This window comes from Streptomyces sp. NPDC036813, from assembly GCF_055609245.1.
On the sequence record NZ_JBVJPV010000009.1, the window covers coordinates 155,552 to 174,530 of the forward strand.

The 18,979-nt window shown below is 71.0% G+C and carries 17 protein-coding genes; 7 read left to right on the top strand and 10 right to left on the bottom strand.

All coding sequences use genetic code 11. From position 1 onward, the window contains the following. Positions 1-4: 4 nt before the first annotated feature. The 5 genes from ACZ67Q_RS20125 to ACZ67Q_RS20145 all read right to left on the bottom strand — a co-directional run bounded on the left by ACZ67Q_RS20125 (position 5) and on the right by ACZ67Q_RS20145 (position 5,042). Positions 5-1,183 (bottom strand): MAB_1171c family putative transporter, encoded by a 1,179-nt coding sequence (locus tag ACZ67Q_RS20125; protein WP_471183772.1) that lies wholly within the window; start codon positions 1,181-1,183, stop codon positions 5-7. Continuing rightward, entirely contained in the window at positions 1,180-2,619 is a 1,440-nt protein-coding gene (locus tag ACZ67Q_RS20130) for an MAB_1171c family putative transporter (RefSeq protein WP_471183775.1), read from the bottom strand. Before ACZ67Q_RS20130 ends, ACZ67Q_RS20125 begins: the two co-directional genes overlap by 4 nt. Further along, a complete protein-coding gene (locus tag ACZ67Q_RS20135; protein WP_471183778.1) occupies positions 2,616-3,122 on the bottom strand; it encodes a toxin in 507 nt (168 codons plus the stop codon). The genes ACZ67Q_RS20130 and ACZ67Q_RS20135 overlap by 4 nt, the downstream gene beginning before the upstream one ends. A gap of 118 nt (positions 3,123-3,240) precedes the next feature. Further along, positions 3,241-4,473: an MAB_1171c family putative transporter gene (locus ACZ67Q_RS20140; RefSeq protein ID WP_471183780.1), complete on the bottom strand. Its 1,233-nt coding sequence runs from the start codon at positions 4,471-4,473 to the stop codon at positions 3,241-3,243. Continuing rightward, the gene (locus ACZ67Q_RS20145; protein ID WP_471183782.1) at positions 4,470-5,042 is read right to left on the bottom strand and encodes a toxin-antitoxin system, toxin component family protein; all 573 of its coding nucleotides are present in this window, start codon (positions 5,040-5,042) and stop codon (positions 4,470-4,472) included. The genes ACZ67Q_RS20140 and ACZ67Q_RS20145 overlap by 4 nt, the downstream gene beginning before the upstream one ends. Positions 5,043-5,307: 265 nt before the next feature. Between ACZ67Q_RS20145 and ACZ67Q_RS20150 the strand changes: the two genes are divergently transcribed. The 6 genes from ACZ67Q_RS20150 to ACZ67Q_RS20175 all read left to right on the top strand — a co-directional run bounded on the left by ACZ67Q_RS20150 (position 5,308) and on the right by ACZ67Q_RS20175 (position 11,557). Continuing rightward, on the top strand, positions 5,308-6,657 hold the full coding sequence (locus ACZ67Q_RS20150) for an extracellular solute-binding protein (protein ID WP_471183784.1): 1,350 nt from the start codon (positions 5,308-5,310) through the stop codon (positions 6,655-6,657). Next, positions 6,654-7,595, top strand: coding sequence for a carbohydrate ABC transporter permease (locus ACZ67Q_RS20155; protein ID WP_471183787.1), 942 nt, complete (start codon positions 6,654-6,656; stop codon positions 7,593-7,595). Before ACZ67Q_RS20150 ends, ACZ67Q_RS20155 begins: the two co-directional genes overlap by 4 nt. After that, positions 7,592-8,455: a carbohydrate ABC transporter permease gene (locus tag ACZ67Q_RS20160; RefSeq protein WP_471183790.1), complete on the top strand. Its 864-nt coding sequence runs from the start codon at positions 7,592-7,594 to the stop codon at positions 8,453-8,455. Before ACZ67Q_RS20155 ends, ACZ67Q_RS20160 begins: the two co-directional genes overlap by 4 nt. A 23-nt stretch (positions 8,456-8,478) precedes the next feature. Further along, on the top strand, positions 8,479-9,441 hold the full coding sequence (locus ACZ67Q_RS20165; RefSeq protein WP_471183793.1) for an arabinan endo-1,5-alpha-L-arabinosidase: 963 nt from the start codon (positions 8,479-8,481) through the stop codon (positions 9,439-9,441). 81 nt (positions 9,442-9,522) lie between these two features. Further along, entirely contained in the window at positions 9,523-11,037 is a 1,515-nt protein-coding gene (gene arfA / locus ACZ67Q_RS20170; RefSeq protein ID WP_471183795.1) for an arabinosylfuranosidase ArfA, read from the top strand. Between the two features lie 58 nt (positions 11,038-11,095). After that, the gene (locus ACZ67Q_RS20175) at positions 11,096-11,557 is read left to right on the top strand and encodes an RrF2 family transcriptional regulator (RefSeq protein WP_471183798.1); all 462 of its coding nucleotides are present in this window, start codon (positions 11,096-11,098) and stop codon (positions 11,555-11,557) included. 48 nt (positions 11,558-11,605) lie between these two features. Here ACZ67Q_RS20175 and ACZ67Q_RS20180 read toward each other — a convergent pair whose 3' ends face one another. Further along, complete coding sequence (locus ACZ67Q_RS20180) at positions 11,606-12,286, bottom strand: hypothetical protein (protein ID WP_471183801.1); 681 nt, start codon at positions 12,284-12,286, stop codon at positions 11,606-11,608. 174 nt (positions 12,287-12,460) lie between these two features. Here ACZ67Q_RS20180 and ACZ67Q_RS20185 point away from each other — a divergent pair, with 174 nt between their 5' ends. Continuing rightward, entirely contained in the window at positions 12,461-13,111 is a 651-nt protein-coding gene (locus tag ACZ67Q_RS20185; protein WP_471183804.1) for a DUF4360 domain-containing protein, read from the top strand. Positions 13,112-13,223: 112 nt separating this feature from the next. Here the strand turns inward: ACZ67Q_RS20185 and ACZ67Q_RS20190 are convergent, their stop codons facing one another. The 4 genes from ACZ67Q_RS20190 to mmsA form a co-directional block, all read right to left on the bottom strand. Further along, positions 13,224-14,834, bottom strand: coding sequence for a pyridoxal phosphate-dependent aminotransferase (locus ACZ67Q_RS20190; RefSeq protein ID WP_471183806.1), 1,611 nt, complete (start codon positions 14,832-14,834; stop codon positions 13,224-13,226). Between the two features lie 105 nt (positions 14,835-14,939). Further along, positions 14,940-16,103: an aldose epimerase family protein gene (locus ACZ67Q_RS20195; protein WP_471183809.1), complete on the bottom strand. Its 1,164-nt coding sequence runs from the start codon at positions 16,101-16,103 to the stop codon at positions 14,940-14,942. Positions 16,104-16,166: 63 nt separating this feature from the next. Continuing rightward, positions 16,167-17,414 carry a multiple monosaccharide ABC transporter permease gene (gene mmsB, locus ACZ67Q_RS20200; RefSeq protein ID WP_471183812.1) on the bottom strand — a complete coding sequence of 416 codons (1,248 nt, stop codon included), beginning with the start codon at positions 17,412-17,414 and terminating at the stop codon, positions 16,167-16,169. Next, entirely contained in the window at positions 17,411-18,970 is a 1,560-nt protein-coding gene (gene mmsA / locus ACZ67Q_RS20205; protein WP_471183815.1) for a multiple monosaccharide ABC transporter ATP-binding protein, read from the bottom strand. Before mmsA ends, mmsB begins: the two co-directional genes overlap by 4 nt. Between the last annotated feature and the right edge of the window lie 9 nt (positions 18,971-18,979).

The following is an 18,979-nucleotide window of genomic DNA, read 5'->3' on the forward strand; positions in this document are numbered from 1 at the left end:
GAGTTCAGCGGGGGGAGGCGGCCCTTACCGTACCCGCGCGCCCGTCCGCGTCGAGAGGGGGACGGGACAGCGCACGGGCCAGTTCCACCAGACCGCTGGTGCCGGGGACCTCCGTGGCGTGCAGCCGGTAGGGGCTCGGCGCGTCCAGCGGCGGCTCCTGCGCGGCGGCCCGCCGGGTGGCGGCGGCCAGCATGGCGGCCTCCGCCTCGATCCGGGCCCGGTGCGCGGAGCGGCCGGCCCGCAGCGCCTCGTCCAGGGCGCGGACGCGGACCCGCTCGTCGAAGTACGGGGCCAGCGCGAGCAGCGCGTCATGGATGGACACCTCGCGCCAGCGCAGCCGTTCCTGCGGCAGCCACCACCAACTGGCCTCCGGCTTCGGCGCGGTGGAGGCGAAGCGCACCGCGGACCACAAGGGGCGCAGCGTGCGGTTCTCGCCGTACCCGCGCCACTGCGCCACGACCGCCGGCAGCAGCCTCGGCAGCACGAACCCTGCGGAGCAGATCAGCGCCCCGAGGGAGGCCATGGGCGGCGCGACGGTCGTGGACAGGAAGTCCAGGTCGTGACCGGACCAACGGGCCGCCACGGCGGTGTACTTGGCGGCCTGGAAGCCCAGCAGGTCCAGCAGGGCGCCGGTCAGGATCAGGCGCAGCCCGGCGCGCAGCAGGCCGGTGACCTCGCGGCCCCACTTCAGGCACACCGCGCACATCGCGAGCATGGCCGCGCTGTGGCCCAGCAGGTACAGCAGGATCATCTCGCGCAGGCCGGGCGTGGTCGCGTAGTAGGTGTCGAGGTCGGTGAGCCGTTCGGTACGGGCGTCGGCGAGGGCGAACAGCGCGACGATGGCGACGATCACCGCGCCGTAGGCGGCGACGCAGCGCAGCACCAGCCGCCGCACGCGCTCCCGGGAACCGCCGCGCCAGTTGATCAGCAGGATCAGCAGGGAGCAGCTGTACGCGGAGAGCATGCCGTACGTCAGCGGGGCGCCGAAGTTGGGGATGCCGGTCAGGTCGTTGACCGCGGCGAGCGTGAGGGGGGCGGCGCACACGAACACGAGCGAGCCGAGGACGATCGCCGCGCACGTGGACACCGTCAGCGGGTCGCGCAGGGCGGTGCCGGGCCGGCGGAAGAGCAGCACGGAGGACAGAGCGAACACGCAGGCCGCCAGATACACGACGAGGCTCATCGCGGACGCGCTCCGTCCACGCCCCGCGCCGGCCCGCGCACCCCGGCGAGCGCGTCCGCGATCCGGGGCAGATCGACGGGACCCCCCGGTGGAAGGGCCACCGGCTCGCCGACCACCGCGACGAGCCGTGGGGGAGCGGGCTCGGCCGCTGCCGCGAGCCGTACGGGAGCCGGGTCGGCCGCTGTCGTGAGCCGTACGGGAGCCGGGGTTGCCGGGTCGGTCGGCGCCGCGAGGCGTACGGGGGGCGACGCCGGGTCGGCCGCTGTCGTGAGCTGTACGGGAGCCGGGTCGGCCGCTGTCGTGAGCCGTACGGGATTCACCTCCGCAGGGGTGGCCGGTGTCCTGAGCCGGACCGGTGCGCCGTCGGGCGGCCGCAGGTGGGGGTTCCGGGGCGACGGCGGGCCGGCCCCGTCCTCCCGGTCCCGTTCCGCCGCCGCCGCGATCACCGTCGCCCAGGCCGTCGCGGCCGCGTCGGCGGGGTCGCCGGTGGCCTCGAGCGCGGCCTCGTGGGTGCGGGCGTACAGGAGCGGGTCGTAGGCGCTGTCGAGGTGGCCGAGGGCGTTGTGGATGCTGGTCTGGCGCCATATCAGGCGGGTGGGCGGGGTGGCCCAGCGCGGCCGGGGCAGGCGCAGGGCGCGGCGGGTGAGGACGTCGTCCAGCGCCCGTTCCAGCGGTGCGAGCCGCACGTACGCACGCCGGGCACGGTGCCACTCCGTGAGCCGGGGTCCGGCCAGCGGTATGAGGATGCCGACGGAGGTGAGCAGAGCGCCGAGTCCCGCCGCGGCCGGTGAGACGCCGGTGTCCAGCGGCGACCAGTCGTGCCCCGTCCAGCGGGCGCCCACCGCGACGAGCTTGGCGGCGCTGTAACCGGCGCCGGACAGCGTGCCCACGCCCAGCACGAGCAGCCCCGCGCGCAGCCAGCCGGTCACCCGGCGGGCCCAGGAGAGCGCGGAGACCAGGGTGACGGTGGCGGCGACGAGGTGCGCCACCAGATACAGCACGATCATCTCGGCGATGAACGGCGTCGTCGCGTAGTAGGTGTCCAGATCGGTACGGCGCTCCACGGGCGCGTCACCCAGCGCGAACGCCGTACCGATGCCGAGGGCCACCCCCGCGTACGCAACGATCCAGCGGCGCGCGGTACGCCGTACGCCGGGACCGCCCCGCCAGCGCACGATCAGCACCTGGGAGGCGGCGCCGTACGCGGTGATCGCCGCGTACGTCAGCGGCGCGGCGAGGTTGGCGACGCCGCTGAGGCGGTTGACCGCGCCGATGGTGGGGGGCGCGCCGAGGAAGAAGCACAGCCCGGCCAGGCCCAGCACCGCGCAGATGGCCCGCAGATAGGGGTCGTGCCGGTGCCGCACCAGGTCGGGCGCCTTCAGGGCGAGTCCGAGCCACAGCACGCCGCAGCTGAGGTAGTTGGTCAGGCCGTTCATCCGCGTGTCCCGCGGTAGCCCAGCGCGGCGCCGATGCGGCCGGCGAGATCCTGGGGGCCGCCGGTGCCGACGCTGCCGGCGGCGGGCACCGAGTCCGGGGACGCCTCGAGCCAGGCCCGCAGCCGGCGGCCCATCAGCATGCCGAAACGGTCCGCCTCCTGCTCCTCGGCGAGGCTGAAGTCGGTGCGCGCGGCGACCGGCCGCGGCAGCTCACCGAGGTCCACGGGCTCCTCGTCCCGCCGGTTCATGTGCCAGACCTCGTGGCAGAGGATCACGATCTGGTGCCACACCGCGGCCCGCCGGTCGACGACCACGATGTCCTGGCCCTCGCGCTCCAGCCACAGCCCGCTCGCCGTGTGCGGCGGGAAGACCTCGCGGTGGACGGTGACCTCCCGGCCCCGCCAGGCGCTCACGGAGTCGACGAGTGCGGCGAACAGCGTCTCGGGGTCCGTGGGCAGGGGCACCTGCATGGGGTCGATGAGGGCGTCGGCGAGCCGACGCATCTCCTTGCTCGTACGCCACCTACGCACTGTTCTCGGCACCGTCCCGGTGTGCTCGTGCGGTCATCGTGCACTTTGCCAGCCCCCGTCGTGCACTATGCCAACCCCGGCGCCCCCTGAGCTACCTCGTGCCCTGCGCGGATCCGAAGACGGCGGCGCGGGCGCGCACTTCCTCGACCGTGTCCCGGCGGCGCAGCGCACGCGAGACGGCGCCGATCTCCCGCAGCAGCCGGGCGGTGTCCACGCCGTCGGCCGTCTTCTCGTCCCCGCCGGTGCAGCGCCGTGCCTCGACGGCGTCCACGAGGGCCACCGCGGCGGCGAGCGCCCGCGCCCGTTCCGGCGGGTGCCCGAGGGCGAGGGCGGCGTCCTCGGCGCGGCGCCGCAGATCCTCGTCGAGGTGGCGGGCCAGCGGGAGCAGGACGTCGCGGATGTACGTCTCGCGCCGGATCAGCCGCAGTTCGGGCGCGGCGCGCAGTACGCGGGGCACACCGCGGCCGTGCACGGAGCGCAGCAGCTGGTACAGCGGGGCGAGTTCGCGGTGGGCGAGCCGCATCCGCCAGCGGTCCTGCAGGTACTGCCCGATGTGCGGCAGGATGAAGCCGACGGCGATGAGCACGGCGGACAGCCCGGCGACCGGCGGCGCCGCGTTGGTGGAGAGCCAGTCCAGGTCGTGCCCGGTCCACCGGGCGGCCAGGGCGGTGAGCTTCGCGGCGTCGAAGACGAGGTTCATGGCGTAGCCGCCGCCGAGGAAGACCAGTCCCCAGCGCAGCCAGCCGTCGAGGCCGTCGGTGCGCACCCAGTTCCAGATCAGCCGCGAGGTGATCAGGACGGCCACGCTGTGCGCGAGGAGGTAGAGCAGGATCTCCTCGCGCATGAACGGGGTGGTGGCGTAGTAGGTGTCGAGATCCCGCAGCCGCTCCACGGGCACGTCGGCCAGGGCGAACAGCGCCCACAGGGCGACGATCACCGCGCCGTAGGAGGTGACGACCAGGCGCCGGGCGCGGCGGGTGGTCGGCGAGTGCTCGGAGGGGCCGTTGCGCCAGGCGATGATCAGCAGCAGGCAGGACCCGCAGAAGGCGGTGAGCAGCGAGTACACCAGCGGCGCGGCGATGTTGGGCACGCCGGTGACCCGGTTGGTCCAGGCGATGGTGGGCGGCGCGACGAACACGAACACCGAGCAGGCCAGCAGGAGCAGTCCGCCGACCGCGCGCAGCAGCGGGTCCTTCCACAGCCGCACGATCGTGGGCAGTTTGACGGCCAGCGCGGAGGCGAGCACCAGCGTCGGGATCCACCAGAACGAGGTGTAGAAGTCGGTCACGAACGCCGACGGGGTGAGCGCCAGCCGTTCCGTCACCGTGGGGTCCGTCCGCGCCCGTGGTAGCCGAGGGAGCGCTGCAGCGGGCCGGCCGGGCGCCCGTCGGCGGTGCCGGTGACGAGGTCCCGGCACAGCGCGGCGAGCCGGTGCCCGAAGTCGTCGGCGTCCGCCTCGTCGCGCGAGCGGGAGCCGCCGCGGGCGGCGGCGCCGAGCGCGAGGTCCTGCCAGCCGGGCCGCCCGGCCAGCGCGCGGGCCGCGGCGGGGGTGGCGACCTGGTGCCGGTGCCCGGCGTGCAGATGCCACAACTCGTGCCCGAGGACGACCAGTTGCTGCACCTCCTCGGCGCGTTCCTCGACGATGACCAGGTCGAAGTCCTGGAACTCCACCCACAGTCCGGTGACCCCGATGCCGTCCGGGAACTTCTCGAAGCGCAGTTCGACGGGCCGTCCGCCGCGCCGCTGCGCCATCGCCGAGCACAACGCCCGGCACAGGTCCCGCACATCGCCAGGGCGCTCGCCGGCCCGGCGTGCGGCGGTGGTGAGGGAGGCGGCGAGGGCGCGCATGGACGAGCGGTTCCGTGAGCGCCGCAGCAGCGTCGTGATGTCCATCCGCCTCCTTCCGCCGCCGCTTTCAGGGCTGTTCGAGCCTACGTGGCCGGGCGTGTCCGCGTCACGCCCTCCACCGGCCAGGCGTGCGGGGCGCGTTGATCACGTTTCGACAACCCGGATCGAAGTCGTGTCCGAACCATTGACGTCCAGGCGCTCCGACCTTACGTTCCCGTTCGAAGTTACGAGCGTCATTCGAAATATCGAACGAATGGGAATGGCGCTGCGGGCACAAGGGCACGACGCCCTCGAAACGTAAGGGCAGGCAATGGGACGACCTGGCCTGAATCGCAGGCACCTTCTGGCCACCGCGGGCGGCCTCGCCGTCGCGGGGAGCTTCGGCTTCGCGGCCCTCGGCACGGGCGCCGACGCGCTCGCCGCGGGTGCGCGCACCCGCGTGCGCTACTGGAACCTCTTCAGCGGCGGCGACGGCTCCAACATGATCGCCATGCTCGACGCCTTCCGTAAGGAGAACCCCGACGTCGCGGTCAAGGACTCCACCCTCCAGTGGGGCAACCCCTTCTACACCAAGCTCGCCATGGCGGCCGCCGGCAACCGCGCACCGGAACTCGGCGTCATGCACCTCGGCCGCGTCACCGGCTTCTCACCCGGCCGCCTGCTCGACCCTTGGGACGTCGAGCTGCTCACCGAGTACGGCGTGCGCGAACAGGACTTCAACCCCGCCCTGTGGAAACGCGCCGTCATCGACGGCAAGCTCTACGCGCTCCCGCTCGACATCCACGTCCAGCTCTGCTTCTACCGCAGGGACGTGCTGAGGAAGGCCGACCTGATCGGAGACGACGGCCGGCTCGTCCCCGTCACGTCCCCCGCCGAGTGGTTCGACGTCCTGAAGAAGGCGAAGAAGGTCACCAGGAGCGGCCTGCAGACCATCGGCCTGTGGACCAACGACCAGAACTTCCAGTGGTGGTTCTTCGTCGCCTTCTACACCCAGCTCGGCGGCACCTGGTTCGACGCCGCGAACACCGAGGTCACCTTCGACGCCGACAAGGCCACCGAGGTCCTGGAGTTCCTCCGCCGCCACGTCACCGACGGCTACGTCATCCCCGGCGCCCCCACCGGCGAACAGTTCATCAACGGCGCCCCCTTCACCTGGGAGGGCAACTGGTCGGTGCCGGTCTTCTCCGGCGCGGAGCTGGACTACGGGGCGACCCCGCTGCCGCCCGTCTTCGGCAAGCGGGCCACCCACGCCGAGTCCCACTCCTTCGTACTGCCCCACCAGTCCGGCCGCGGCGGCGCCACCAATGAGGGCGCCCACCGGCTCGCCGCCTACGTCGTCAAGCACGCCCTGCAGTGGGCGGCCGGCGGCCACATCCCGGCGTACACACCGACGCTGTCCACCGCCGCGTACCAGAAGCTCACACCGCAGCACGAGTACGTCAGCGCCATGGACCATCAGGCCACCGAGCCGAAGGTGTGGTTCGCGGGCTCCACCGGCATCCTCGCCCAGGACCTCGGCCCGATGGTCGTCTCCTCCACGATGGGCTCCGCCAAGCCGGACACGGTCGCCCGGCGGATGAGGACCGAACTCGTGAAGCTCCTCGCCTCGAAGAACCCGATGGACGGCCACACCGCCGCGCAGGGAGGTGCCGTCGCATGACGACGACCAGCGCAGAAGCCGTCGTCCCACCGGTGCGGGCGACGACCGCGACCGCCGGCGCGGCCCTGCGCCGCAAGCAGGGCTTCCAGCACGGGGGCTGGTTCGTCGCCCCGTTCCTCGCGCTCTTCGTGCTCTTCGTGATCTGGCCGCTCCTGCGCGGCATCTACCTCAGCCTCACCGACGCCAACATCTCCGGCGAGAGCGCGAACTTCATCGGCCTCGGCAACTACCGCGAGGCCCTGAACGACGCGGCCATGTGGGACGCGCTCGGCCACAGCGCGTACTTCACCCTCCTCGTCGTCCCCTGCATCACCGTCCTCGCCTTCCTGCTGGCGATGCTCGCCCACCACATCGAGCGCGGGAAGTGGCTGTGGCGGCTGTGCTTCTTCGCCCCGTTCCTGCTGCCCTCGACGGTCGCCGGAAACATGTGGCAGTGGCTGTTCACCCAGGGCATCGGCCTGTTCAACCAGACCCTCGGCATCGACACGCCCTGGCTCACCGACAAGTCGTACGCGATGCTCGCCATCGTCATCGAGACCCTGTGGTGGACCGTCGGCTTCTCCTTCCTGCTCTACCTCGCCGCCCTCCAGGGCATCCCCGCCCACCTGTACGAGGCCGCCAAGCTCGACGGCGCCAACGCCTGGCACCGCATGGTCCACATCACCCTGCCGATGCTGCGCCACATCACCGGTCTGGTCGTGGCGCTCCAGATCCTCGCCTCGCTGCAACTCTTCGACCAGGCCGTCGTGATGATGGACTTCGGGCCCGGACCGGAGCTCAGCACCCGCTCCTTCGTGCAGTACACCCTCGAACAGGGCTTCACCAGCTACCGCGTGGGCTACGCCTCCGCCATCTCCATCATCTTCTTCGTGATCATCGCAGTCGTCGCCCTGGCGCGGATGTGGCTGCTGCGCAACCGTGAGGAGGGCGGCCGATGACCACCGCCACGACGACCGTACGCACCAGGTCCAGCAAGCGCTGGACCCCCAGCCAGATCGTCCTCACGCTGCTCGGCGCCGCCGTCTCCGCGCTCTTCGTGGCGCCGATCGTCGCGGCCCTGCTCACCTCGCTCAAGTCCGAGGCCGAGGCCGCCGAGATCCCGCCGCACTGGCTGCCCGAGCACGTCTCCGGCCAGGCCTGGAAGGCTTTGTTCGACACCGGCAACATCACGAACTGGCTGGTGAACTCCCTCGTCGTCTCCGTCTGCGTCACCGCCATCGTGCTCATGGTGAGCGCGCTCGCCGGATACGGCTTCGCCCGCACGGAGTTCCGCGGCAAGGCCGTCGTGATGGGCGTGGTCATGGCGGGCCTGATGATCTCGCCGGCCGTCCTCGGCGTGCCCCTGTTCACGACCGTGCAGCAGATGGGGATGGTCGACACCTACTGGGGCATGATCCTGCCGCAGTGCGCGCCCGCCGCGATGGTCTACATCCTCTACAAGTTCTTCCAGGGCATTCCGCGCGAACTGGAGGAGGCCGCCTTCATCGACGGCGCCGGGCGCTGGCGGGTGTTCTTCACCGTCGTGCTGCCGCTGTCGCGCTCCTCGCTCGCCGCGGTCGGCATCTTCACCTTCATCGCCTCGTGGAACAACTTCCTGTGGCCCTACATGGTGACCAACAACCCCGACCTGATGACCATGCCGAACGGCATCGCCACCGTCATGAACTCCTACGGCATCCAGTGGGCCCAGCTCATGGCCGGCGGCCTGATGGCCGGCCTGCCGCTCATCGTCGTCTTCGTCTTCTTCCAGCGCCAGATCGTGGCGGGTGTCGCGCACACCGGCCTCGCCGGCCAGTGACCCCCGGAACAGGAGCCGCTGTCTTGAAACCCCTCCGACTCGCGACGGCACTCGCCGCCGCCGTCCTGGCCGTCCTGCCGTCGACGGCCCAGGCCGCCGACCACCCCGACCCAGAGCCGATCACCGGACAGCAGATCATCCACGACCCCACCGTCATCCGCCTGAAGTCCGGCGGTTACGTGGCCTATTCGACGGGCGGGGTGATCGGCGCCCGCACCTCGAAGGACATGCACCGCTGGGACGACGCGGGCAACGCCTTCGCGACCCCGCCGAGCTGGTGGTACGAGTACAACGCCACCGGCGACCCGTGGGCCCCCGACATCTCCTACCGGGACGGCCGCTACTGGCTCTACTACGCCGTCTCCTCCTGGGGCACCAACCACTCCGCGATCGGCGTCGCCACGTCCCCGACCGGCCTGCCCGGCACCTGGACCGACCACGGCAAGGTCTTCGGCTCCGAGAAGACCGACAGCTGGAACGCCATCGACCCGGCCGTGATCCGCGCCGACGGCCGCCTGTGGATGACCTTCGGCTCCTACTGGACCGGCATCCGCATGATCGAACTCGACCCCGTCACCGGCAAGGCGCTCCCCGGAGCCGAGGTCCACCACCTGGCCACCCGCCCCGACGCCCCCTACGCCGTCGAAGGCCCGTACATCGTCAAACACGGCCGCTACTACTACCTCTTCGCCTCCTACGACGCCTGCTGCGCCGGCGTGAACTCCACGTACAAGATCCGCGTCGGCCGCGCCATGTCCGTCACGGGCCCCTACGTGGACAGCACCGGCAAGCCCCTGCTGGAGGGCGGCGGCGACCTGCTGCTGGCCGGCCACGGCAGATACGTGGGCCCGGGCGGAGAGTCGGTCTTCCGCGACGGCGGCCAGGACTGGCTGGCGTACCACTACTACGACGCGACGGACAACGGCACGCCGAAGCTGGGCCTGAACAAGGTGACCTGGAACTCGGGCTGGCCCGAACTCCGGTAGGGGCGCGGGGAACTGCGCGACCAGCCACAACGAACCGGTAGTCGCCCACGCGACAGCACCACCCACTCGGAAAGGCGAACATTGCATCCCGCCCGATTCACCTTGGACCCCGCCTTCACCATCGGCGAAGTGAACCCCCGTGTCTTCGGCTCCTTCGTCGAACACCTGGGCCGCTGCGTCTACACCGGCATCTACGAGCCGGACCACCCCACCGCGGACGCCGAAGGCCTCCGCACCGACGTACTGGAACTCGTGCGAGAACTCGGCGTCACCGCCATCCGCTACCCCGGCGGCAACTTCGTCTCCGGCTACCGCTGGGAGGACTCCGTCGGCCCCGTCGAGGACCGCCCCCGCCGTCTCGACCTCGCCTGGCACTCGACGGAGTCGAACCGCTTCGGACTGTCGGAGTACATCGACTTCCTGAAGAAGATCGGCCCCCAGGCCGAGCCGATGATGGCGGTCAACCTCGGCACCCGGGGCGTCGCCGAGGCGCTCCAGCTCCAGGAGTACGCCAACCACCCCTCCGGGACGGCCCTGTCCGACCTGCGCGTCACCCACGGCGACAAGGAGCCCTACGGCATCAAGCTGTGGTGCCTCGGCAACGAGATGGACGGTCCCTGGCAGACCGGCCACAAGACGGCCGCCGAGTACGGCCGCCTCGCCGCCGAGACCGCACGCGCCATGCGCCAGATCGACCCGTCCGTCGAACTCGTCGCCTGCGGTTCCTCCAGCCAGGCCATGCCCACCTTCGCCGCCTGGGAGGCGACGGTGCTGCAGGAGACGTACGACCTGGTCGACCACATCTCGCTGCACGCCTACTACGAGCCGATCGACGGCGACGTCGACTCCTTCCTGGCCTCCGCGGTCGACATGGAGTCCTTCATCGAGAACGTCGTCGCCACGGCCGATCACGTCGGCGCCAGGCTCAAGTCCAAGAAGAAGATCAACCTGTCCTTCGACGAATGGAACGTCTGGTACCTGACCCGCTGGGAGGAGCGGGCCAAGACCTTCGCGCCGGACGACTGGCCCGAGGCGCCGCGTCTGCTGGAGGACAACTACAGCGTCACCGACGCCGTCGTCTTCGGTTCCCTGCTCATCGCCCTGCTCCGGCACGCCGACCGGGTGACCGTCGCCTGCCTCGCCCAGCTGGTCAACGTCATCGCCCCGATCATGACCGAGCCGGGCGGCCCGGCGTGGCGGCAGACGACGTACTTCCCCTTCGCGCAGGCGTCGAAGCACGGCCGCGGGCAGGTGCTGGACGTCCGCGTCGACTCACCGACGTACGAGACGAAGAGGTACGGCGAGGCCGACCTGCTGCACGCCACCGCCGTTCGCGCCGAGGACGGCACCGTCACCGTCTTCGCGGTCAACCGCAGCCGCACCGAGCCGCTTCCGCTGGAGGTGGCGCTCAGCGGCCTGGACCTGACCCGGGTCGTCGAGCACAGCGCTCTCGCCGACGCCGACCCGGACGCCCGCAACACGCTCACCGAGCCCGAGCGGGTCGTCCCGCACCAGGTCGCCGGCACGTCCCTCGCCGACGGCCGCCTGACGGCCGTACTGGAGCCGCTGTCCTGGAACGTGATCAGACTGGCGTAGAGAAAGGGTCACACGGGCCGGGCGGGGGCACCGGTGGCCCGAGCCGCACAATGAACGCATGAGGATCTCGGCGCGGGCGGACTACGCGGTGCGGGCGGTGCTGGAGCTGGCCGTGCGGCAGGAGGGCGACGACCCGCTGAAGGCGGAGGCGATCGCCGCGGCCCAGGGCATCCCGCACAAGTTCCTCGAGGGGATCCTCGGCGACCTGCGTCGCGCCGGCATCGTGGACAGCCGGCGCGGCGGGGGCGGCGGCTACCGGCTGGCCCGGGAGGCGTCCGCGGTCACGGTGGCGGACGTCATCCGGGCCGTGGACGGCCCGATCGTCTCGGTCCGCGGCGAACGCCCCACGGGCCTGACCTACACCGGCAGCGCCCAGCCGCTGCTGCCGCTGTGGATCGCCCTGCGCGCCAACGTCCGCAGGATCCTCGAGGGCGTCACGCTCGCGGACATCGCGGCCGACGCCCTCCCGGAGCCGGTACGGCAGCTGGCGGCGGAACCGGCGGCGTGGGAGAACCCGTGAGCCGGGGCCCGTCCTCCGGATCGGCCCGGTGTGGCCGAGCGGCAGGCGCTAGCGCCGCCGGGCGTCCCGCAGGACGCTTGTGAGCGCCTGATCGCCCTGCCCCAGCAGGGCCTTCTCCAGGCTGTGGTCGTCGTGCCGGTCGAGCCGCTCCCCGTGGGCGAACCCGTCCGTGTCCACGACCTGCCCGCACCACTCCCCGCGCCCCACCACATGCCCGTCGTACGGCACGACACCGCCCTCGCCGAGCGCCACCCACCGCCCCTCGCGGTGGCGCAGGGCGAGGATGTAGGTGTGGCCGGGCACGACGCGGGGCGCGTCCCCGGTCAGCACGTCGACCCGGTCCCGGCTGCCGCGGGTGATCTTCCAGCCGGGCGCGACATAGGCGAAGGTCGCGCCGACGGCCGGGTGGGACCGCTCCCGGGACGTGTACGGCACGGACTCGGCGCGTATCCGCACGGTGCGCTCGACGGCGTACCGGTAGGGGCCCAGGGCCAGCTCCCGCCGCCCGCTCTCCCGCTCGCCGACCACCTGCCCGACGACCACGACATCGGCGTACGTCACCCAGTCCCGCGCGGTCTCGGACGGATAGGGGTTGTCCGGATACCCGCACCCGTTGACGGTGTCGAGCCCGCCCCACCCGACGAGCACCCCGCCGACCACGCCCAGGGCGGCGAGCGCGGCGACGAGGGCACCTGTCACGGAGGAGGCGGGCAAGCGGGATCTGCGCATCCGTTGATCTTGGAGGCCGCCCCGGCGCCGGGCTGTGGTGGAAGCCATAACTCCGGTCACAGCCGTGTCACAGGAGGGCGCCACGAATGGCCGGAGGCCGCCTTCACGGGTCCCTCACACATCCCCGACAGTCGGTGCGACACAGCCACCCCCCACCGAACGGACGGAGAGACCATGACTGGTGGACTCCTGATGAGCGGCGTCCTCGCCGCTCTGCTCGGCACGGCATTACCGGCGCAGCACCCGTCCTCCGGGTTCACCGACCCGCCCCCGGACAAGATCGTCATCAAGGTCGCCACGGTGAACGGCTCCGGCTGCCCCCAGGGCACCACCGCGGTCGCCGTCTCCGAGGACAACACGGCCTTCACCGTGACCTACAGCGACTACCTGGCCCAGGCGGGCGGCAACTCCGACCCCACGGCGTTCCGCAAGAACTGCCAGCTGAACCTCGTCGTGCACGTCCCCCAGGGCTTCACCTACGCCGTCGCGAGCGCCGACTACCGCGGCTTCGCCGCACTCCAGCAGGGCGCGAACGGCACGCAGAGAGCGTCGTACTACTTCCAGGGCTCCTCGCAGACGGCGTACCGCAACCATCCGCTGACCGGCCCCTACAACGACAACTGGCAGGCCACCGACACCACGGACTGGGCGCAACTGGTCTGGGCGCCCTGCGGGGTCCAGCGCAACTTCAACATCAACACAGAACTCCGTGTGACCGCCGGCACCTCGGCGCCCGGCAAGGTCAGCTTCATGACGATGGACTCGACGGACGGCGACATCAGCACGGTGTACCACCTGGCGTGGAAGGAGTGCCCGGGCCGCTGAGCCCGACGCAGGGGCAGGCCCCGCGGTCGCCGTCACACACGGTGGCCGCGGGGCCGGCTTACGGGGCCGCGCGGGCTGCCGAGCGGTGACGCCTGAGCCGTCGCCCCCTGCCTCAGCCCGCCCGCCCCATCCCCGCCGCGTTCGGCCAGCCCGCCGCCGGCGCCGCCGTCAGGCCGTCCGGCATGCCCGTCGTACCGCGCACCTGGGCCGCCGTGAGGCCGCCCTGCGCGGGGACTCCCACGGTGGCCACCGCCGGAAGTCCCACCGGTGCCGCCGCCGGAACGCCCAGCGGGGCCGCCGCCGGCGGCTGTCCCGCCGGAATTCCCGCCGGGACAGCCGCCGGCGGCAGCGGCTGGGGCCACGGCTGGGCCGGGGGGAGCGGCACGCCCGTACCGTTCGTCTGTCCGATCATCGGTACGCCCGTGCCGTTCGTCTGTCCGGTCATCCGTACGCCCGTGCCGTTGGTCTGTCCGATCATCGGTACGCCCGTGCCGTTCGTCTGTCCGGTCATCCGTACGCCCGTGCCGTTGGTCTGTCCGACCAGCCGGTCCACCGCAGCCGTGCCCGAGCTGTAGCCGCCCCCGGGGAACGGTTCGGCGGCATCCCTCGTGGACGTCCCGAAGAGGGCCTGCTGCAGGCCGGACACCAGGCGACGCACGTCCACCTGGGGCCGCACCACGAGCCGCAGGAAGCGGCTGGAGGAACCGATCTTGTTGCCGCACTCGCGGACCAGGATCCGGTGCCCGGTGAGCAGCCGGTCGCGCACCACCGTGCCCTCGGCGCCCACGGGAAGCCGCACGAAGAGGAAATTGGCCTGGGAGGGATAGACGGTCAGGCCCGGCAGGGCCGACAGCGCGGCCGTCATCTCCTGGCGGTCCCGGCGGACCTGCTGGAGGCTGCGCGCGTACTCCCGGCCGTGTTCCCGCAGCATGAACACCACATGCTCGGCGAGGGAGTTGAGGTTCCACTTCGGCAGCATCGACCTGACCCGGCCGGCCAGCGCCGGATTGGCCACCAGGTAGCCGAAGCGGACGCCGTGCAGCCCGAAGTTCTTGCCCAGGCTGCGCAGGACGATCACGTTCGGACGGAGCACGGCCTCCTGGACCACGGAGGGGTCCGCCTCCGCGTCCGCGAACTCCAGGAACGACTCGTCCACGACCACCAGGTCCAGGTCCGCCATCGCGTCCAGGAACCCCACCAGCGCCTGCTTGTGCTGGTAGCCGCCGTCCGGGTTGTTCGGGTTGCAGACCACCGCCACCCGGGTGCCGCGGGCGCGGATGAAGTCGGCGTAGCGGGAAAGGTCGAGGGCGAAGCCGTTCGCCTCCTGCAGCGGGAACATGTCGACCCGCTTGCCGGTCTCCATCGGCTGGTCGGTCCAGCGCCCGAAGGTGGGCACGGGCACCGCGAGGGACTCGCGCACCAGCAGATGGTCGATCCAGGTGATGAGCTCCGTGGAGCCGTTGCCCATCGCCACACAACTCGGCGGCAGCCGCAGCAGATCGCACAGCTCGGCGGTGACGGTCTCCGCGCTGCTCGGGTAGTACGTGAGGATCTCCCGCAGCCGGGCCGCCAGCTCCTCGAACATCGCCGGGGTGGGGAAGTACGGATTGCAGGGGATGCAGAAGTCCAGCGGTCCCGCCCCGTCGCTCTCCCGCGTCAGCGCCGCCATCGAGGGACTGTGCGCGGCGTGCTCACGGAACAGCGAAGTGACGTTGTCTGCCAAGGGGGCCTCCGTGTCCAAGGGCGGCCCGTGCCGGGGGAGCACGGACCGCCCTTGTGTACGCAGACCGGCGGGGCGTCGTTCAACACCCTTGCCGTCTCCCCGGGTTCACGCGGAGAAGCGGTGGACGGTCCGGGTGCGGTACGTCTCGCCCGGGCGCAGCACCGTCGACGGGAACGCCGGGTGGTTCGGCGAGTCCGGGAAGTGCTGCGTCTCCAGGCACAGCGCGTCGCCCTGCCGGTAGGTGCGCCCGCTGGTGCCGGTGAGGGTGCCGTCGAGGAAGTTGCCGGAGTAGAACTGCAGGCCCGGCTGGTCGGTGGCGATCTTCAGGGTGCGACCGGAGGCGGGGTCGCGCAGCGTGGCGACGTGCTCCGGCTCGTCGGTGATCCCCTTGTCGAGGACCCAGTTGTGGTCGTAGCCCTTGGCGAGGACCTGCTGCGGATGACCGGCCCGGATGTCCCGGCCGACCGGCTTGGCGCGGCGGAAGTCGAAGGGGGTGCCCGCGACCTTCGCCAGCTCGCCGGTGGGGATCAGGCCCGCGTCGGTGGGCGTGAAGCGGGAGGCGGCGATCTGCAGCTCGTGGTCCTCGATGCTGCCGCTGCCCTCGCCGGCCAGGTTCCAGTACATGTGGCTGGTGAGGTTGACGACGGTGGCCTTGTCGGTGGTGGCCGCGTAGTCGATGATCCAGTCGCCGCCCCGGGTGAGGGTGTACGTCACGGTCACCCGCAGCGTGCCCGGGTAGCCCATCTCGCCGTCGGCAGCGGTGTAGTGCAGGCGCAGTCCGACGTCGGAGCCCGCGGCGAGCGGCTCCACGTCCCACACCCGCTTGTCGAAGCCCTTGGCGCCGCCGTGCAGGCTGTTCTCGCCGTCGTTCACGGACAGCTGGTAGCTCTTGCCGTCCAGGGTGAAGCGGCCCTTGGCGATGCGGTTGCCGTAGCGGCCGATCAGGGCGCCGAAGTACGGGCTGGACGCCACGTAGTCGTCCAGGTTGTCGAAGCCGAGGGAGACGTTGGTGCGGCGGCCGTGCCGGTCGGGGATCTCCAGCGACTGGACGACACCGCCGTAGGACAGGACGCTCAGGCGGGTGCCGCCGTTCTCCAGCGTCCAGCGGTACACCTTCGTGCCGTCGGCGAGCGTGCCGAAGTGTTCCTTCACCGGCCTGCGGCCGTGCCGGCCGGTGGCGGGAGCGGCCTCGGCCGTGGTGCCGAGGGTCGTCGCGGCGATGCCCGCCGCGGCTGCCGAGGCGATGACCGTGCGTCTGTTCAGTTCCATGGGTACGGCTCCTCACACGACGTCAAAGGGAGGGGCCCCGCCGTGTGGCGGGGCCCCGGTGACTCACGAACCGGACTTGCGCTTGTTCCACACGTCGAACCCGACAGCCGCCAGCAGGGCGAAGCCCTTGATGACCTGCTGCCAGTCGGTGCCGACGCTGAGCAGGTTCATGCCGTTGTTCAGCACGCCGAGGACGAGACCACCGATGATCGCGCCGAGGACGGTTCCCACACCGCCGCTCATGGACGCGCCGCCGATGAACGCCGAGGCGATCGCCTCGAGTTCGTAGTTCAGGCCCGCCTTCGGGGACGCCGCGTTCAGCCGGGCTGCGATCGCCAGCCCCGCCAGGGCCGCGAGCGCGCCCATGTTCAGGAAGACGAAGAAGGTGACCTTCTTGTCCTTCACACCCGACAGCTTCGCCGCGGGCAGGTTGCCGCCGATGGCGTAGATGTGCCGGCCGAACACCGAGTTGCGCATCACATAGCCGTAGCCCACGACCAGGACGCCCAGGATCAGCAGCACGATCGGCGCGCCCTTGTAGCTGGCGAGCAGCATGGTGACGACGAGGATCGCGGCGACGATGGCGACCAGCTTCAGCAGGAAGAGGTTGCGCGGCACGACGTCGAGCGAGAACTCCCGCTGCCGCCTGCGGTCGCGGACTTCCTGCACGACCGAGAAGACGATCAGCGCGATGCCCAGCAGCAGTGTGATGTTGTGGTAGTTGGTGTGCGGACCGGCCTCCGGCAGGAAGCCGTTGCCGATCTTCTGCAGGCCGTTCGGGAACGGCCCGAGGGTCTGCCCCTGGAGCAGGATCTCCGTGAAGCCGCGGAAGATCAGCATGCCCGCGAGGGTGACGATGAACGACGGTATGCCGAGGTAGGCGATGAAGTAGCCCTGCACCGCGCCGGCCACCGCGCCCGCCAGCAGGCACAGCACCACCGCGACGGGCCACGCCACGTGGTGTTCCACCGTCAGCACGGCGGCGAAGGCGCCCACGAACGCGGTGACCGAGCCCACCGACAGGTCGATGTGACCGGCGATGATCACCAGCATCATGCCGATCGCGAGGACCAGCACATAGCTGTTCTGCAGGACCAGGTTGGAGACGTTGCGCGGCAGCAGCAGGTCGCCGTCGGTCCACACCGCGAAGACGGCGACGATCAGGCCGAGCGCGAGCAGCATGCCGTACTGGCGCATGTTGCGGCGCAGGCCGCCCACCACCAGCTGCAGCAGGTTCTCGCCCGTCGTGCCCTGGCCCGGGCCGCCGCCCGGCGGGGCGGCCACCGGGCTCTTGGTCACTTCGGTGCTCATCGCGTCACCTCTTCGTTCTGGGTGTCCTTCGTCATCCGGCGCATCAGCACTTCCTGCGTGGCCTCGGCCCGCGGGACCTCGCCGGTGAGCCGCCCGGCGGCCATGGTGTAGATCCGGTCGCACATCCCGAGCAGCTCGGGCAGCTCGGAGGAGATGAAGACGACCGCCTTGCCCTGCGCGGCCAGCTGGTCGATGACCGTGTAGATCTCGTACTTGGCGCCGACGTCGATGCCGCGCGTGGGCTCGTCCAGGATCAGCACGTCCGGACCCGCGAAGATCCACTTGCTGAGGACGACCTTCTGCTGGTTGCCGCCGGACAGCTTGCCCACCGGTTCGAACACGGTCGGCGCCTTGATGTTCATGGACTTCCTGAAGCCCTCGGCGACCTGCCGCTCCTCGTGCTCGTCGACCACGCCCCGCTTGGCGACCTTCTTCAGCGCGGTCAGCGAGATGTTGCGGTTGATCGTGTCGATCAGGTTGAGGCCGTAGTGCTTGCGGTCCTCGGTGACGTACGCGATGCCGTGCTCCACCGCCTCCGCGACGGTCTTCGTCCGGATCTCCTTGCCGTCCTTCAGAACCGTGCCGCCGGCGTAGCGGCCGTAGGAGCGCCCGAAGACGCTCATCGCGAGTTCGGTGCGGCCCGCGCCCATCAGGCCGGCGATGCCGACGATCTCCCCGCGGCGCACGGTCAGCGACACGTCGTCGACGACCTTGCGCTGCTGGTCGATGGGGTGGTGCACGCTCCAGTTGCGGATCTCCAGCGCCGGTGCCGCGCCGGCCTCCGGCTCGTGCGGGGTGCGCTCGGGGAAGCGGTTGTCGAGGTCGCGGCCGACCATGCCGCTGATGATCCGGTCCTCGGTCGTCTCCGGCGCCTTGACGTCCAGCGTCTCGATGGAGCGTCCGTCGCGGATGATCGTGACCGAGTCGGCGACCTTGCGGATCTCGTTCAGCTTGTGCGAGATGATGATCGACGTGATGCCCTGGTCCTTCAACTGCAGGATCAGATCGAGGAGTTTGCCGCTGTCCTCGTCGTTGAGCGCCGCCGTGGGCTCGTCGAGGATGAGCAGCTTCACCTTCTTCGACAGCGCCTTGGCGATCTCCACCAGCTGCTGCTTGCCGACCCCGATGTCGGCGACGCGCGTCTCGGGGTGCTCGTCGAGTCCGACACGGCGCAGCAGCTCGGTGGCGTGCTTGAGGGTGTCGTTCCAGTTGATGAAACCGCGGCCGGCGTGCTCGTTGCCGAGGAAGATGTTCTCGGCGATGGACAGATACGGCACCAGCGCCAGCTCCTGGTGGATGATGACGATGCCGTGCTGCTCACTCGCCCGGATGTCCCTGAACCGGCAGACCTCCCCCTCGAAGAGGATGTCCCCCTCGTAACTGCCGTAGGGGTGGACGCCGGAGAGCACCTTCATCAGGGTGGACTTCCCGGCGCCGTTCTCCCCGCAGATGGCGTGGACCTCGCCCTGGCGGACGGTCAGCGTGACGTCGGACAGCGCCTTGACACCGGGAAAGGTCTTGACGATCGAGCGCATTTCCAGGACGGGTCCCGCCATGGTCGTGCC